This window comes from Streptomyces sp. McG3, from assembly GCF_018619185.1.
In the GTDB taxonomy this organism is placed as follows: Bacteria; Actinomycetota; Actinomycetes; order Streptomycetales; family Streptomycetaceae; genus Streptomyces.
Map to the genome: position 1 here is coordinate 1 of NZ_JAAXYC010000078.1, position 15,676 is coordinate 15,676.

11 protein-coding genes and 1 pseudogene are annotated in these 15,676 nt (G+C 70.1%); 1 reads left to right on the plus strand and 11 read right to left on the minus strand.

Annotated features, from left to right (window positions below; translation table 11 throughout):
* Positions 1 to 111: 111 nt before the first annotated feature.
* Positions 112 to 327: pseudogene (locus HET64_RS39055) on the plus strand (Uma2 family endonuclease); the annotation flags it as partial.
* Between the two features lie 17 nt (positions 328 to 344).
* Here HET64_RS39055 and recQ read toward each other — a convergent pair.
* From recQ to nuoE, 11 genes are all read right to left on the minus strand, one after another.
* Positions 345 to 2,411 carry a DNA helicase RecQ gene (gene recQ / locus HET64_RS15400; protein ID WP_215105868.1) on the minus strand — a complete coding sequence of 689 codons (2,067 nt, stop codon included), beginning with the start codon at positions 2,409 to 2,411 and terminating at the stop codon, positions 345 to 347.
* 154 nt (positions 2,412 to 2,565) lie between these two features.
* Complete coding sequence (gene nuoN, locus HET64_RS15405) at positions 2,566 to 4,230, minus strand: NADH-quinone oxidoreductase subunit NuoN (RefSeq protein ID WP_215105870.1); 1,665 nt, start codon at positions 4,228 to 4,230, stop codon at positions 2,566 to 2,568.
* Positions 4,227 to 5,798 carry an NADH-quinone oxidoreductase subunit M gene (locus tag HET64_RS15410; RefSeq protein WP_215105872.1) on the minus strand — a complete coding sequence of 524 codons (1,572 nt, stop codon included), beginning with the start codon at positions 5,796 to 5,798 and terminating at the stop codon, positions 4,227 to 4,229. Before HET64_RS15410 ends, nuoN begins: the two co-directional genes overlap by 4 nt.
* Positions 5,799 to 5,802: 4 nt before the next feature.
* A complete protein-coding gene (gene nuoL, locus HET64_RS15415) occupies positions 5,803 to 7,698 on the minus strand; it encodes an NADH-quinone oxidoreductase subunit L (RefSeq protein WP_215105874.1) in 1,896 nt (631 codons plus the stop codon).
* A 12-nt stretch (positions 7,699 to 7,710) separates the two neighbouring features.
* Positions 7,711 to 8,010: an NADH-quinone oxidoreductase subunit NuoK gene (gene nuoK, locus HET64_RS15420; RefSeq protein ID WP_003967074.1), complete on the minus strand. Its 300-nt coding sequence runs from the start codon at positions 8,008 to 8,010 to the stop codon at positions 7,711 to 7,713.
* Positions 8,007 to 8,873 carry an NADH-quinone oxidoreductase subunit J gene (locus HET64_RS15425; RefSeq protein WP_215105876.1) on the minus strand — a complete coding sequence of 289 codons (867 nt, stop codon included), beginning with the start codon at positions 8,871 to 8,873 and terminating at the stop codon, positions 8,007 to 8,009. Before HET64_RS15425 ends, nuoK begins: the two co-directional genes overlap by 4 nt.
* Complete coding sequence (gene nuoI / locus HET64_RS15430; protein ID WP_215105878.1) at positions 8,870 to 9,568, minus strand: NADH-quinone oxidoreductase subunit NuoI; 699 nt, start codon at positions 9,566 to 9,568, stop codon at positions 8,870 to 8,872. The genes HET64_RS15425 and nuoI overlap by 4 nt, the downstream gene beginning before the upstream one ends.
* Positions 9,561 to 10,964 carry an NADH-quinone oxidoreductase subunit NuoH gene (nuoH, locus tag HET64_RS15435; protein WP_215105880.1) on the minus strand — a complete coding sequence of 468 codons (1,404 nt, stop codon included), beginning with the start codon at positions 10,962 to 10,964 and terminating at the stop codon, positions 9,561 to 9,563. Before nuoH ends, nuoI begins: the two co-directional genes overlap by 8 nt.
* Positions 10,961 to 13,468, minus strand: a complete 2,508-nt coding sequence (locus tag HET64_RS15440; protein WP_215105882.1) for an NADH-quinone oxidoreductase subunit G — start codon at positions 13,466 to 13,468, stop codon at positions 10,961 to 10,963. The genes nuoH and HET64_RS15440 overlap by 4 nt, the downstream gene beginning before the upstream one ends.
* Positions 13,465 to 14,847: an NADH-quinone oxidoreductase subunit NuoF gene (gene nuoF, locus HET64_RS15445; RefSeq protein ID WP_215105884.1), complete on the minus strand. Its 1,383-nt coding sequence runs from the start codon at positions 14,845 to 14,847 to the stop codon at positions 13,465 to 13,467. The genes HET64_RS15440 and nuoF overlap by 4 nt, the downstream gene beginning before the upstream one ends.
* The gene (gene nuoE, locus HET64_RS15450) at positions 14,844 to 15,668 is read right to left on the minus strand and encodes an NADH-quinone oxidoreductase subunit NuoE (protein ID WP_215105886.1); all 825 of its coding nucleotides are present in this window, start codon (positions 15,666 to 15,668) and stop codon (positions 14,844 to 14,846) included. The genes nuoF and nuoE overlap by 4 nt, the downstream gene beginning before the upstream one ends.
* Between the last annotated feature and the right edge of the window lie 8 nt (positions 15,669 to 15,676).

A 15,676-nucleotide genomic window follows, 5' to 3' on the forward strand; every position in this document is an offset into this window, starting at 1 on the left:
GGCGGGGACTAGGCGAGCGGGCCGGTCAGCGGTGCGCGAGGCGTTCACACGTTCGGGGGAGCCTCATCCGGTTCCCGGCGGATACGCTGGTCGGGCCCGCGAGCTCCTCCCATGGGAGCACCGACAAGCATCGGACCCGAGGCCTCCGAGCCGCGGTGGGCGGTCCCGCCCGAGGGCGGTTGGACCGCCGATCACTTGGACACACTCCCGAATCTGCCTCCGCACACGGAGCTGATCGACGGAAGTCTGGTCTTCGCCTGCCCGCGGACCCTGTTCCATGCGTGGGCAATCAGCTTCTTCGGCGAGCACGTCCGGGCGACCGCACCCGCCGCCCGGTATGCGCCTCACTCGTACTCGGGCGGTTCCTCGTCCCAGCCGAACTCGGGGTCGCTGTGCTGCGGGGCCGGGGATTGCGCACGGGCCGGGGCCTTCGTGGGGGCCGCCGCCGGGCGCGACGCGGGCACCGCGGGAGCAGCCGCGGGAGCCGGGGCCGCCGGTGCGGGAGTCTCCGCCGCCGCCCCCGGGGACGTCTGCGCCAGGACCTCCAGCACGCCTTCCCCATAGGTCGCCAGCTTCTTCTCGCCCAGGCCGCTGACACCGCCCAGCTCCGCGAGGGAGCTCGGGTGCAGCGTCGCGATCTCGCGCAGCGTGGCGTCGTGGAAGATGACGTACGCCGGGACGCCCTGCTCCTTCGCCGTCGCGCCGCGCCAGGCGCGCAGCGCCTCGAAGACCGGGACGGCGGACTCGGGGAGATCGGCGGCGGCCGCCTTGCCCTTGGCGCCCTTGGCTCCGCCGGCCGAGGACGACGACCGGGACGTCGGCTTCTTCGGCTCCTTGCGGAGCAGCACGTCCCGCTCCCGCCCCAGGACCGTCGCGCTCTCGTCGGTCAGGACCAGCGTGCCGTACTCCCCCTCGACCGCGAGCAGCCCCTGGGCCAGCAGCTGGCGCACCACACCGCGCCACTCCGCCTCCGCCAGATCCTCGCCGATGCCGAAGACGGAGAGCTGGTCGTGGTCGAACTGGATGACCTTGGCGGTCTTGCGGCCCAGCAGGATGTCGATGATCTGGCCCGCGCCGAACTTCTGGTTCCGTTCGCGCTTCAGCCGCACCACCGTGGAGAGCAGCTTCTGCGAGACGACCGTGCCGTCCCAGGTCTCCGGCGGGGTCAGGCAGGTGTCGCAGTTGCCGCAGGCGGGGGCGGTGGGTTCCTGGCCGAAGTAGGTCAGCAGCTGGGCCCGGCGGCACTGGACCGTCTCGCACAGGGCCAGCATCGAGTCCAGATGGGAGGCGGCCCGGCGGCGGAACGCCTCGTCGCCCTCGCCGCCCTGGATGAGCTTGCGCTGCTGGACGACGTCCTGGAGTCCGTACGCCATCCAGGCCGTCGACGGTTCCCCGTCACGGCCCGCGCGGCCGGTCTCCTGGTAATACCCCTCGACGGACTTGGGGAGGTCGACGTGGGCGACGAAGCGGACGTCCGGCTTGTCGATGCCCATGCCGAACGCGATCGTCGCGACGACGACGAGCCCCTCCTCGCGGAGGAAGCGCGCCTGGTGGGTGGCGCGCGTCCCGGCGTCCAGGCCCGCGTGGTACGGCACGGCCTCCACGCCGTTGCGGCAGAGGTACTCCGCGATCTTCTCGGTGGAGTTGCGCGAGAGGCAGTAGACGATGCCGGCGTCCCCGGCGTGCTCCTCCTTGAGGAAGGTGAGGAGCTGCTTCTTGGGCTCGGACTTCGGCACGATCCGGTACTGGATGTTCGGCCGGTCGAAGCTCGCGACGAAGTGCTTCGCGTCCGGCATGCCGAGGCGGCGGGTGATCTCCTCGTGCGTGGCGTGGGTCGCGGTCGCCGTCAGGGCGATGCGCGGAACGTCCGGCCAGCGCTCGCCGAGCACCGACAGGGCCAGATAGTCGGGGCGGAAGTCGTGGCCCCACTGGGCGACGCAGTGCGCCTCGTCGATCGCGAAGACGGAGATCTCGCCCCGGGCCAGCAGGGAGAGCGTGGAGTCCAGGCGCAGCCGCTCCGGAGCGAGGTAGAGCACGTCCAGCTCGCCCGCGAGGAACTGCGCCTCCATCGAGCGGCGCTCGTCGAAGTCCTGCGTGGAGTTCATGAAGCCGGCCCGGACGCCGAGCGCCCGCAGGGCGTCGACCTGGTCCTGCATGAGGGCGATCAGCGGGGAGACGACGACGCCGGTGCCCCGCCTGACCAGGGACGGGATCTGGTAGCAGAGGGACTTCCCACCGCCGGTGGGCATGAGCACGACCGCGTCGCCGCCCGCCACCACATGCTCGATGACCGCGCCCTGCTCGCCGCGGAACGACTCGTACCCGAAGACGCGGTGCAGCGTCCGCCGCGCCTCGCTCTCGCCGTCCGTGTCGGTGCCGGTTCCGGTCACCGTCCCGGTGGTCTCATCCATGGTCACGCCCAATGCTCTGTCCCCCGAGGGTCCGCACGCCCGGCCCTGTCCGTCCTGCTCTCGTCCCCGTCCACGATAGGCGGAGGCAACGACAACGCCGGACGGTCTGTGGACAACCGACCGTCCGGCGCTGCTGAACCGCGTACCGCGCGGGCTACCGCACGAACACTCCCGCCTGGCTCGCCAGGTCCAGGAAGTACTGCGGGGCCAGGCCCAGCACCAGGGTGACGGCGACGCCGACCGCGATCGTCGTCATGGTCAGCGGGGACGGGACGGCGACCGTGGGGCCGTCCGCCTTCGGCTCGCTGAAGAACATCAGGACGATCACGCGGATGTAGAAGAACGCCGCGACGGCCGAGGAGAGCACACCGACGACGACCAGCCCGCCGGCCCCGCCCTCGGCGGCCGCCTTGAACACCGCGAACTTCCCGGAGAACCCGGAGGTCAGCGGGATGCCCGCGAAGGCCAGCAGGAACACCGCGAAGACCGCGGCGACCAGCGGCGAGCGCCGGCCGAGCCCGGCCCACTTCGACAGGTGGGTGGCCTCGCCGCCCGCGTCCCGCACCAGGGTGACGACGGCGAACGCGCCGACCGTCACGAAGGAGTAGGCCAGCAGGTAGAAGAGGACCGAGGAGATGCCCTCCGGGCTGGCCGCGATGACGCCCGCGAGGATGAAGCCCGCGTGCGCGATCGAGGAGTAGGCCAGCAGCCGCTTGATGTCGGTCTGGGTGATCGCGACGATCGCGCCGCCCAGCATCGTGACGATGGCCACCGCCCACATGACCGGCCGCAGGTCCCAGGCGAGGCCCGGCAGTGCCACGTACAGCAGGCGCAGCAGGGCGCCGAACGCGGCGACCTTCGTCGCGGCGGCCATGAAGCCGGTCACCGGGGTCGGGGCGCCCTGGTAGACGTCCGGGGTCCACATGTGGAACGGGACCGCGCCGACCTTGAAGAGCAGGCCCGTCAGGATCATCGCGCCGCCGATGAGCAGCAGTGCGTCGTTGCCCATGGTGTCGGCGAGGGCCGGGTCGATCTCCAGGACCGAGCCGTCGACGACGTTGGCGATCTCCGCGTACCCGAGGGAACCCGAGTAGCCGTAGAGGAGGGCGATCCCGAAGAGCAGGAACGCCGAGGAGAACGCGCCGAGCAGGAAGTACTTCACGGCCGCCTCCTGCGACATCAGCCGCTTGCGGCGGGCGACGGCGCACAGGAGGTAGAGCGGGAGCGAGAAGACTTCCAGCGCGATGAAGAGGGTCAGCAGGTCGTTGGCGGCCGGGAAGACCAGCAGCCCCGCCACCGAGAAGAGCAGGAGCGGGAAGACCTCGGTGGTGGTGAACCCGGCCCGCACCGCGGCCTTCTCGCCCTCGCCGCCCGGTACGGAACCGGCCTGCGCGGCGAACGAGTCGACCCGGTTGCCGTGGGTGGTGGGGTCGAGCCGGCGCTCGGCGAAGGTGAAGACCGCCACCATGGCGACCAGGAGAATGGTGCCCTGGAGGAACAGGGTGGGGCCGTCGATCGCGATGGCGCCCATGGCCACGATCCCGGCGTCCGTGGTGGCGTAACCGCCGGCCGCGAGGCCGACGATCGCGGCGAACGAGCCGGCGACCGCCACCACGGTCAGGAAGAGCTGGGCGTGGTAGCGGGCCCGGCGCGGCACGAAGGCCTCCACCAGGATGCCCAGGACGGCGGCGACCACGATGATCAGGACCGGCATCAGCTGGGTGTACTCGATCTTCGGCGCCGTGAACGAGTTGCCCGGTGCCGCCGATGTCACCCCGCTCGCCGTCGTCCACAGACTGTGGACAGCTGTTGCGCTCACTTGGCGGCCTCCACCTCGGGCTGGGGGTCCTTCTTCTGTACGTCGGACATGGTGTGCTCCACCGCCGGGTTGACGACCTCGGTGAGCGGCTTCGGGAAGACGCCCAGGAAGATCAGCACAGCGATCAGCGGAAGCGCGACCGCCAGCTCCCGGGCCCTGAGGTCCGGCATGGAGCGGACCGATTCCTGCACCGGGCCGGTCATCGTGCGCTGGTAGAGGACCAGGACGTAGAGCGCGGCGAGCACGATGCCGGAGGTGGCGATGATGCCGGCCACCGGATACGCGCTGAACGTGCCGACGAGGACCAGGAACTCACTGACGAACGGGGCGAGTCCGGGCAGCGACAGGGTGGCGAGCCCGCCGATGAGGAACGTCCCGGCCAGCACGGGGGCGACCTTCTGCACCCCGCCGTAGTCCGCGATGAGCCGTGATCCGCGGCGGGTGATGAGGAATCCGGCGACCAGCAGCAGTGCGGCCGTCGAGATCCCGTGGTTGACCATGTAGAGCGTGGCGCCCGACTGCCCCTGGCTGGTCATGGCGAAGATGCCCAGGATGATGAAGCCGAAGTGCGAGATCGAGGCGTAGGCGATGAGCCGCTTGATGTCGCGCTGGCCGACCGCGAGCAGCGCCCCGTACACGATGGAGATCAGCGCCAGGGTGATGACCACCGGCGTAGCCCACTTGCTGGCCTCCGGGAAGAGCCCGAGGCAGAAGCGGAGCATCGCGAAGGTGCCGACCTTGTCGACGATCGCGGTGATCAGCACGGCGACCGGGGCGGTCGCCTCGCCCATCGCGTTGGGCAGCCAGGTGTGCAGCGGCCACAGCGGGGCCTTCACCGCGAAGGCGAGGAAGAACCCGAGGAACAGCCACCGTTCGGTGCTGGTCGCCATCTCCAGGGAGCCGTTGGCCCGGGCCTCGGTGATCTCGGAGAGCGAGAAGCTGCCCGCGACCACGTAGAGGCCGATGACCGCGGCCAGCATGATCAGACCGCCGGCCAGGTTGTAGAGGAGGAACTTGACCGCCGCGTACGACCGCTGGGTCGCGGCGTTCTCGTCGGTGCCCGCGTGGGCCCGGTCGCCGAAGCCGCCGATGAGGAAGTACATCGGGATGAGCATGGCTTCGAACAGGATGTAGAAGAGGAAGACGTCCGTGGCGACGAACGACAGGATCACCATGGCCTCGACCATGAGGATCAGGGCGAAGAAGCCCTGTGTCGGACGCCAGCGCGAGGACTTCGTCTCCAGGGGGTCGGCGTCGTGCCAGCCCGCGACGATGACGAACGGGATCAGCAGCGCGGTGAGGCCGAGGAGCGCCACTCCGATGCCGTCCACGCCCAGCTCGTAGCGGACGCCGAAGTCGGCGATCCAGGACCGGGACTCGGTGAGCTGGTAGCGGTCGCCGCCCGGTTCGAAGCGGAGGAAGACGACGGCCGCCAGCACGAGCGTGCCGAGCGAGAAGAGCAGCGCGAGCCATTTGGCCGCGGTGCGCCGCGCGGCGGGGACGGCGGCGGTGGCGATGGCGCCGATCGCCGGGAGCGCCGCCGTCGCGGTCAGGAGGGGAAAGGACATGTGATCAGACCGCCCTCATCAGCAGGGTCGCGGCGATGACGACCGCCGTACCGCCGAACATCGAGACCGCGTAGGTGCGGGCGTAGCCGTTCTGCAGCTTGCGCAGCCGGCCGGAGAGCCCGCCGACCGAGGCGGCCGTGCCGTTGACGACGCCGTCGACCAGGGAGTGGTCCACGTAGACCAGCGAGCGGGTGAGGTGCTCGCCACCGCGGACCAGGACCACGTGGTTGAAGTCGTCCTGGAGGAGATCGCGGCGGGCGGCCCGGGTGAGGACCGAGCCGCGCGGGGCGACGACGGGCACGGGCTTGCGTCCGTACATCGCCCAGGCGATCCCGACGCCGATGACCAGGGCCACGACGGTGGCTCCGGTGACCGTGGCCGCGCTCAGCGGGGCGTGACCGTGGTCGTAACCGGTGACGGGCTCCAGCCAGTTGATGAACCGGTCGCCGATCGCGAAGAAGCCGCCCGCGAAGACCGAGCCGAAGGCCAGCACGATCATCGGGATCGTCATCGACTTCGGGGACTCGTGCGGGTGCGGCTCGTGGCCCTCCGCGTCCGGCTGCCAGCGCTTCTCGCCGAAGAACGTCATCAGCATCACGCGCGTCATGTAGAACGCGGTGATCGCGGCGCCCAGCAGGGCCACGGAGCCGAGGATCCAGCCCTCGGTGCCGCCCTTGGCGAAGGCCGCCTCGATGATCTTGTCCTTGGAGAAGAAGCCGGACAGGCCGGGGAAGCCGATGATGGCCAGATAGCCGAGGCCGAAGGTGACGAAGGTGACCGGCATGTACTTCCGCAGGCCGCCGTACTTGCGCATGTCGACCTCGTCGTTCATGCCGTGCATGACCGAGCCCGCGCCGAGGAAGAGCCCGGCCTTGAAGAAGCCGTGCGTCACCAGGTGCATGATCGCGAAGATGTAGCCGATGGGGCCGAGGCCCGCGGCCAGGATCATGTAGCCGATCTGCGACATCGTGGAGCCGGCGAGGGCCTTCTTGATGTCGTCCTTCGCGCAACCGACGATCGCACCGAAGATCAGCGTGACCGCGCCGACGATGACGACGACCATCTGGGCGTCCGGGGCGGCGTTGAAGATCGCGCCGGAGCGGACGATCAGATAGACGCCGGCGGTGACCATGGTCGCGGCGTGGATGAGGGCGGAGACCGGGGTCGGGCCCTCCATCGCGTCACCGAGCCAGGACTGCAGCGGCACCTGGGCCGACTTGCCGCAGGCGGCCAGCAGCAGCATCAGCCCGATGGCGGTCAGCTTGCCCTGGCTCGTCTCGCCCGCCGACTCCAGCACCGGCCCGAAGGCGAAGGTGCCGAAGGTGGTGAACATCAGCATGATGGCGATCGACAGGCCCATGTCGCCGACCCGGTTGACCAGGAAGGCCTTCTTCGCGGCGGTGGCCGCGGTGGGCTTGTGCTGCCAGAAGCCGATGAGCAGGAACGACGCCAGACCGACGCCCTCCCACCCGACGTACAGCAGCAGGTAGTTGTCGGCGATGACCAGGATGAGCATCGCCGCGAGGAACAGGTTGAGATAGCCGAAGAAGCGGCGCCTGCGCTCGTCGTGCTCCATGTAGCCGATGGAGTAGATGTGGATCAGCGTGCCCACACCGGTGATGAGCAGGACGAACGTCATCGACAACTGGTCGAGCTGGAAGGCGATGTCGGCCTGGAAGCCCTCCACCGGAATCCAGCTGAACAGGTGCTGGTGCAGGGCCCGGTCCTCGGCGTCCTTCCCCAGCATGTCGGTGAACAGAATCAGTCCGACGACGAACGAGGCTCCGGCGAGGACGGTGCCGAGCCAGTGGCCGGTCTTGTCCAGTCGGCGTCCGCCGCAGAGCAGGACCGCCGCTCCGAGCAGGGGCGCCGCGACGAGCAGCGCAATCAGGTTCTCCACGTTTCCGACCCCTTACAGCTTCATCAGGCTGGCGTCGTCGACCGAGGCCGAGTGGCGGGAGCGGAACAACGACACGATGATCGCGAGTCCGACGACGACTTCCGCGGCGGCGACGACCATCGTGAAGAACGCGACGATCTGCCCGTCGAGGTTGCCGTGCATCCGGGAGAACGTGACGAGCGCCAGATTGCAGGCGTTGAGCATCAGCTCGACGCACATGAACACCACGATCGCGTTCCGCCGGACCAGCACCCCGGAGGCGCCGATCGCGAACAGCAGGGCCGCGAGGTAGAGGTAGTTGACCGGGTTCACTTGGCGGCCTCCGAATTCTCCGCCGTGGACGGGGGATTGGCTCCGCGCGCCGCGGCGTCCGCGTCCTCACGTCCGAGCCGCTCCCCGGAGCGCTGCTCCAGAGCCTTGAGATCGGCGAGGGACTGCTGCGAGACATCACGGATCTGGCCGCGCCGGCGCAGCGTCTGCATGACGGTCAGCTCGGACGGCGTGCCGTCGGGGAGCAGACCGGGGATGTCCACCGCGTTGTGCCGGGCGTAGACGCCGGGTGCGGGGAGCGGCGGGAGGTGCTTGCCGCGCACGCGCTCCGCGGACATCTCCCGCTGGGTCTTGGCCCGTTCGGTGCGCTCGCGGTGCGTGAGCACCATCGCGCCGACCGTCGCGGTGATCAGCAGGGCGCCGGTGATCTCGAAGGCGAAGACGTACTTCGTGAAGATGAGGTTGGCGAGCCCCTCGATATTGCCGCCGTGCGCCGCGTTGGCGGCGCCGAGGCCCTCGAACGTGCTGAGGGAGGCGTTGCCGATGCCGGCGATCAGCAGGATGCCGAATCCGAGGGAGCAGCCGAGGGCCAGCCAGCGCTGTCCCTTGATGGTCTCCTTGAGGGAGTCGGCGGCGGTGACGCCGACGAGCATGACGACGAAGAGGAACAGCATCATGATCGCGCCGGTGTAGACGACGATCTGGACGATGCCGAGGAAATACGCCCCGTTGGCGAGGTAGAACACCGCCAGGACGATCATGGTGCCGGCGAGCGAGAGCGCGCTGTGCACGGCCCTCTTCAGCAGGACCGTGGAGAGCGCGCCGATCACGGCGACGGTGCCCAGGATCCAGAACTGGAAGGCCTCGCCGGTCGAGGTGGTGGTGGCTGCGGCCAGCGCGTTCACGCCCCCACCCCCTTGTCCTGCCGGGTGGCGTCGGCGGCCCTGGTGGACTCGATGGGGTCCTCGTCGGGCTTGTCGCTCTCGCCCTTGGACACGGCCGTCTGACGGACCGCGCCGGGGGCGGCCTCGGTGACCACTCCCCGGTAGTAGTCCTGCTCGTCCATGCCGGGGAAGATCGCGTGCGGGCTGTCGACCATGCCCTCTTCCAGGCCCGCGAGCAGCTCGTCCTTGGTGTAGATGAGGCTCTCGCGGGTGGTGTTGGCGAGCTCGAACTCGTTCGTCATCGTCAGTGCCCGGGTGGGGCACGCCTCGATGCAGAGTCCGCACAGGATGCAGCGCGCGTAGTTGATCTGGTAGACGCGGCCGTAGCGCTCACCCGGGGAGTAGCGCTCCTCCTCGGTGTTGTCCGCGCCCTCCACGTAGATCGCGTCCGCCGGACAGGCCCAGGCGCACAGCTCGCAGCCGACGCACTTCTCCAGGCCGTCCGGGTGGCGGTTGAGCTGGTGGCGGCCGTGGAAGCGGGGCGCCGTCACCTTCGGCGTCTCCGGATACTGCTCGGTGAGCCGCTTCTTGAACATGGCCTTGAAGGTCACGCCGAAGCCGGCCACGGGGTTCTGGAACGTGTCCCCCGACTCCCCCGTCCGGCCCGAGGACCCAGCGGATCCCGATGAGCCCGTGAGCTCTGGTTTCTCAGACACCGCCGGCCTCCTTTCCGTCACTCGCGTTTCCGTCACTCTGAGTATCCGGTCCACCACTGACAACGAGCTCCCGCTCCCGTCGTGGTGTGCGCCTGGGCACCGGCGGCAGGGTCTGTCCGGGCAGCGGAGGCACCGGGAACCCGCCCGCCATCGGATCGAAGGCGGGCTCCGGTCCGGCCGCTTCCTCCTCGGCCCGGTGCCTGCGGTCGCGGAACATGTCGACGATGAACGAGATCAGCAGGATCGCGAGCACGGCCGCTCCGACGTACAGCACGATCCGGGAGAAGTCGTAGCCCTCGTTGCGCAGGGCGCGCACCGTGGCGACGAGCATCAGCCAGACCACGGAGACCGGGATGAGCACCTTCCAGCCGAGCTTCATCAGCTGGTCATAGCGGACCCGGGGCAGGGTGCCGCGCAGCCAGATGAAGAAGAACAGCAGCAGCTGGACCTTGAGGACGAACCAGAGCATCGGCCACCAGCCCTGGTTCGCGCCCTCCCAGAAGGTGCTGATCGGGTACGGAGCCCGCCAGCCGCCCAGGAAGAGGGTCACGGAGACCGCGGAGACGGTGACCATGTTGACGTACTCGGCGAGCATGAACATCGCGAACTTGATCGAGGAGTACTCGGTGTTGAACCCGCCGACGAGGTCGCCCTCGGACTCCGGCATGTCGAACGGCGCCCGGTTGGTCTCACCGACCATCGTGATGATGTAGATGATGAAGGAGACCGGCAGCAGGATCACGAACCACCGGTCCGCCTGCGCCTCCACGATCGCCGAGGTCGACATCGACCCGGAGTAGAGGAACACCGAGGCGAACGCGGCGCCCATCGCGATCTCGTAGCTGATCATCTGGGCGGCGGAGCGCAGACCGCCGAGCAGCGGGTACGTCGATCCGGAGGACCAGCCCGCCAGCACGAGGCCGTAGATGCCGACCGAGGCGACCGCGAGGATGTAGAGCATCGCGATCGGGAGGTCGGTCAGCTGCATCGTCGTGCGCTGCCCGAAGATCGACACCTGGTTGTCGGCGGGGCCGAACGGGATGACCGCGATCGCCATGAACGCCGGGATCGCCGCGACGATCGGCGCCAGGATGTAGACGACCTTGTCGGCCCGCTTGACGACGACGTCTTCCTTGAGCATGAGTTTCATGCCGTCGGCGAGCGACTGGAGCATGCCCCAGGGGCCGTGGCGGTTGGGGCCGATGCGCAGCTGCATCCAGGCGACGACCTTGCGCTCCCACACGATGGAGAACAGCACGGTCACCATCAGGAACGCGAAGCAGAAGACCGCCTTGATGACGACGAGCCACCAGGGGTCGGTGCCGAACATCGAGAGATCCTCGGCGGCGAGGACGACGCCCTCGGGCGCCGTCGTGAATGCGGCGAGGCCAGTCACGCTCGTACCTCCGATGGTTCGACGGGAGCACCCGCGGCGGCGGGACCGATCCGCACCAGGCCGCCGGGGTTCGCGCCGGTGTCGGCGGGGATGCCGCGCCCCACCGAGTTCAGCGGCACCCAGACCACCCGGTCCGGCATGTCGGTGACCGCGAGGGGCAGTTCGACGGTGCCCGCGGGGCCGGTGACGGCGAGCAGATCGCCGTCCTTGACACCGGACTCGGCGGCGGTGACCGCCGAGAGCCGGGCGACGGCCGCGTGCCGGGTCCCGGCCAGCGCGGTGTCGCCGTCCTGGAGCCGGCCGAGGTCGAGCAGCATCCGGTGGCCCGCGAGGACCGCCTCGCCGTCGCCGGGCCGGGGCAGCGGCTGGGCGCTCTCGCGCGGGTCCTGGGCGTGGCCGCCCTCCCAGCCGCCGAGGCGGTCCAGCTCGCGGCGGGCGGCGGTCAGGTCCGGCAGGGCGAAGTGCACGTCCATGGCGTCGGCCAGCATGTGCAGCACCCGGGAGTCCGTCGGCGCCAGCGTCCGGGGCATCTGCTCCGGCTTCAGCGCCGCCTGGAACATCCGGACCCGGCCCTCCCAGTTGAGGAAGGTGCCGGACTTCTCGGCGACGGCGGCGACCGGGAAGACCACGTCCGCCCGGGCGGAGACGGCGCTCGGCCGCAGTTCCAGCGAGACCAGGAAGCCGACCTCGTTCAGCGCCTGGATGGCGCGGTTCGGGTCGGGCAGGTCCTCGACGCCGACCCCGGCGACGAGCAGCGCGCCCAGTTCGCCGGTGGCCGCGGCCTCGACGATCTGGCCGGTGTCGCGGCCGTGGCGGGTGGGCAGTTCGGCCACGCGCCACAGCTCCGCGACCTCCTCGCGGGCCCGCGGGTCGGTGGCAGGCCGGCCGCCGGGCAGCAGGGTGGGGAGCGCGCCCGCCTCGACCGCGCCCCGGTCGCCCGCCCGGCGCGGGATCCACACCAGGCGTGCGCCGGTGGCGGTGGCGGTGCGGACGGCGGCGGACAGCGCGCCCGGTACTCCCGCGAGCCGTTCACCGACGATGATCAGGGAGTGCTCAGCGCGGAGCGCCTCGGCCGCGGCGGCCCCTTCGGCCTCCAGGCCGACGCCGCCCGCGAGCGCGTCCAGCCACTCGGTCTCGGTGCCGGGGGCGGCGGGCAGCAGGGTGCCGCCCGCCTTCACCAGGCCCCGGGTGGCGTGCGAGGCGAGCGCGAAGGTCTTCTGGCCGCTCTTGCGGTGGGCCTTGCGCAGCCGCAGGAAGACGCCGGGCGCCTCCTCCTCGGACTCGAAGCCGACGAGCAGGACCGCGGGCGCCTTCTCCAGCGCGGTGTACGTGACTCCCTCGCCGTCCAGGTCCCGGCCGCGTCCGGCGACCCGGGCGGCCAGGAAGTCGGCCTCCTCGGCGCTGTGCACCCGGGAGCGGAAGTCGACGTCGTTGGTGTCGAGGGCGACCCGGGCGAACTTGCTGTACGCGTAGGCGTCCTCGACGGTCAGCCGGCCGCCGGTCAGGACGCCGGTACGGCCGCGGGCGGCGAGGAGTCCGGCCGCCGCGGCTTCCAGGGCCTCGGGCCAGCTCGCCGGTTCCAGCTCGCCCTCGGCGTTGCGGACCAGCGGGGTGGTGAGCCGGTCGCGCTGCTGCGCGTAGCGGAAGCCGAACCGCCCCTTGTCGCAGAGCCACTCCTCGTTGACCTCGGGCTCGTTGGCCGCGAGGCGACGCATGACCTTGCCGCGCCGGTGGTCGGTGCGGGTCGAGCAACCGCCCGCGCACTGCTCGCACACCGAGGGGGTGGAGACCAGGTCGAAGGGGCGGGAGCGGAACCGGTACGCCGCCGAGGTCAGCGCGCCGACCGGGCAGATCTGGATGGTGTTGCCGGAGAAGTACGACTCGAAGGGGTCGCCCTCGCCGGTGCCGACCTGCTGGAGGGCGCCGCGCTCGATCAGCTCGATCATCGGGTCGCCCGCCACCTGGTTGGAGAACCGGGTGCAGCGCGCGCAGAGCACGCACCGCTCACGGTCCAGCAGCACCTGGGTGGAGATCGGGACGGGCTTCTCGAAGGTCCGCTTCTTGCCCTCGAAGCGGGAGTCGGCGCCGCCGTGCGACATCGCCTGGTTCTGGAGCGGGCACTCGCCGCCCTTGTCGCAGACGGGGCAGTCCAGCGGATGGTTGATCAGCAGCAGCTCCATCACGCCCTTCTGCGCCTTCTCGGCGACAGGAGAGGTGATCTGCGACTTGACGACCATGCCGTCGGTGCAGGTGATGGTGCAGGAGGCCATCGGCTTGCGCTGGCCTTCTACTTCGACGATGCACTGGCGGCAGGCGCCGGCGGGGTCGAGGAGCGGGTGGTCGCAGAAGCGCGGGATCTCGATGCCGAGGAGCTCGGCGGCGCGGATGACCAGGGTCCCCTTGGGGACGCTGATCTCGATGCCGTCGATGGTCAGCGTGACCAGGTCCTCGGGCGGGATCGCCGTCTCGCCGCCCCCGGAGGGCGCACTCGTGGTGACTGTCATGCGTTCACCCCCCGGTGAGCGTTCTTGCCGTCGGTGTTCTTGTCGTCGGCCCAGGCCGTGGACCGGGCGGGGTCGAAGGGGCAGCCCTTGCCGGTGATGTGCTGCTCGTACTCCTCGCGGAAGTACTTGAGCGAGGAGAAGATCGGCGAGGCGGCTCCGTCGCCGAGCGCGCAGAACGACTTGCCGTTGATGTTGTCGGCGATGTCGTTGAGCTTGTCGAGGTCGGCCATCTCGCCCTTGCCCGCCTCGATGTCACGGAGCAACTGGACCAGCCAGTAGGTCCCTTCGCGGCAGGGTGTGCACTTGCCGCAGGACTCGTGGGCGTAGAACTCGGTCCAGCGGGTGACGGCCCGCACGACGCAGGTCGTCTCGTCGAAGCACTGGAGCGCCTTGGTGCCGAGCATGGACCCGGCGGCGCCGACTCCCTCGTAGTCGAGGGGGACGTCGAGGTGCTCATCGGTGAACATCGGGGTGGAGGAGCCGCCCGGGGTCCAGAACTTCAGGCGGTGTCCGGCCCGGATGCCGCCGCTCATGTCGAGGAGCTGGCGCAGCGTGATGCCGAGCGGGGCCTCGTACTGGCCGGGGCTGGTGACATGGCCGCTGAGCGAGTAGAGCGTGAAGCCCGGGGACTTCTCGCTGCCCATCGACTTGAACCAGTCCTTGCCCTTGTTCAGGATCGCGGGAACCGAGGCGATGGACTCGACGTTGTTCACCACAGTGGGGCAGGCGTACAGACCGGCGACCGCAGGGAAGGGGGGCCGCAGCCGGGGCTGGCCACGCCGTCCTTCGAGAGAGTCGAGCAGCGCGGTTTCCTCACCACAGATGTACGCACCGGCGCCCGCGTGCACCGTGAGTTCCAGATCGAGTCCTGAACCCAGGATGTTCGTCCCCAGATAACCCGCCTCGTACGCTTCTCGTACGGCCTCGTGCAGTCGTCGCAGCACGGGGACGACCTCACCGCGCAGATAGATGAACGCGTGCGACGAACGGATCGCGTAGCAGGCGATCACCATGCCCTCGATGAGGCTGTGCGGGTTCGCGAAGAGGAGCGGGATGTCCTTGCAGGTCCCCGGCTCCGACTCGTCGGCGTTGACCACCAGATAGTGCGGCTTGCCGTCCCCCTGCGGGATGAACTGCCACTTCATCCCGGTGGGGAAGCCCGCGCCGCCGCGTCCGCGCAGACCGGAGTCCTTGACGTACGCGATGAGGTCGTCGGGCGTCATGGCGAGTGCCTTGCGCAGCCCTTCGTAGCCGTCGTGGCGGCGGTAGGTGTCCAGGGTCCAGGATTCGGGCTGGTCCCAGAAGGCGGAGAGGACCGGTGCGAGCAGCTTCTCGGGGCTCGTCCCGTTGTGGTCGATCTCGGCGGCCAAGGTCATCACTCCCCCTCCTCGGCTGCGGGCCCGGCCGGGTGCTCCGGGTCGGAGGCCGAGGTCTGCTGCGGTGCGTCGTGCGAGCTGAGGTGCTCGGACGGCGAAGGGTCGTGCGGCTGGGCGCTCTTGGGCTGCCCATCGCGCGGGGAGACCACGCGCGCCTTCGGGAGCGCTTCGCCCTTGGCGAGCTTCAGCCCGACGAGGGAGGCGGGGCCCGCGCCGCCGGTCGCCTCGACGGCGCCGGGCCGCTCGTCGGGGAAGCCGGCCAGGATGCGGGCCGTCTCCTTGTACGAGCAGATCGGCGCGCCGCGGGTGGGCTCGACGGTCCGGCCGGCGATCAGGTCGTCGACGAGCTGGGTGGCGCTCTGGGGCGTCTGGTTGTCGAAGAACTCCCAGTTGACCATCACGACGGGCGCGAAGTCGCAGGCGGCGTTGCACTCGATGTGTTCGAGGGTGACCTTGCCGTCGTCGGTGGTCTCGTTGTTGCCGACGCCGAGGTGCTCCTTGAGCGTGTCGAAGATGGCGTCGCCGCCCATGACCGCGCACAGGGTGTTGGTGCAGACGCCGACCTGGTAGTCGCCGCTGGGCCTGCGCCGGTACATGGAGTAGAAGGTCGCGACGGCGGTGACCTCGGCGGTGGTGAGGTCGAGCGTCTCGGCGCAGAAGGCCATGCCCGTACGGGAGACGTATCCCTCCTCGGACTGCACGAGGTGCAGCAGCGGCAGCAGGGCGGAGCGGCTGCCGGGGTAGCGGGCGAGCACCTCCTTCGCGTCCGCGTCGAGCCGGGCGCGCACCTCGGCCGGGTAGGGGGTGGCGGGGAGCTGCGGCATCCCCAGAC

What these genes read in the sequence shown, in the direction of transcription:
- recQ (WP_215105868.1), bottom strand. Translation starts at nt 2,411, where the DNA reads ATGGATGAGACCACCGGGACGGTGACCGGAACCGGCACCGACACGGAC.
- HET64_RS15440 (WP_215105882.1), bottom strand. Translation starts at nt 13,468, where the DNA reads ATGACAGTCACCACGAGTGCGCCCTCCGGGGGCGGCGAGACGGCGATC.
- HET64_RS15410 (WP_215105872.1), bottom strand. Translation starts at nt 5,798, where the DNA reads ATGTCCTTTCCCCTCCTGACCGCGACGGCGGCGCTCCCGGCGATCGGC.
- nuoE (WP_215105886.1), bottom strand. Translation starts at nt 15,668, where the DNA reads ATGCCGCAGCTCCCCGCCACCCCCTACCCGGCCGAGGTGCGCGCCCGG.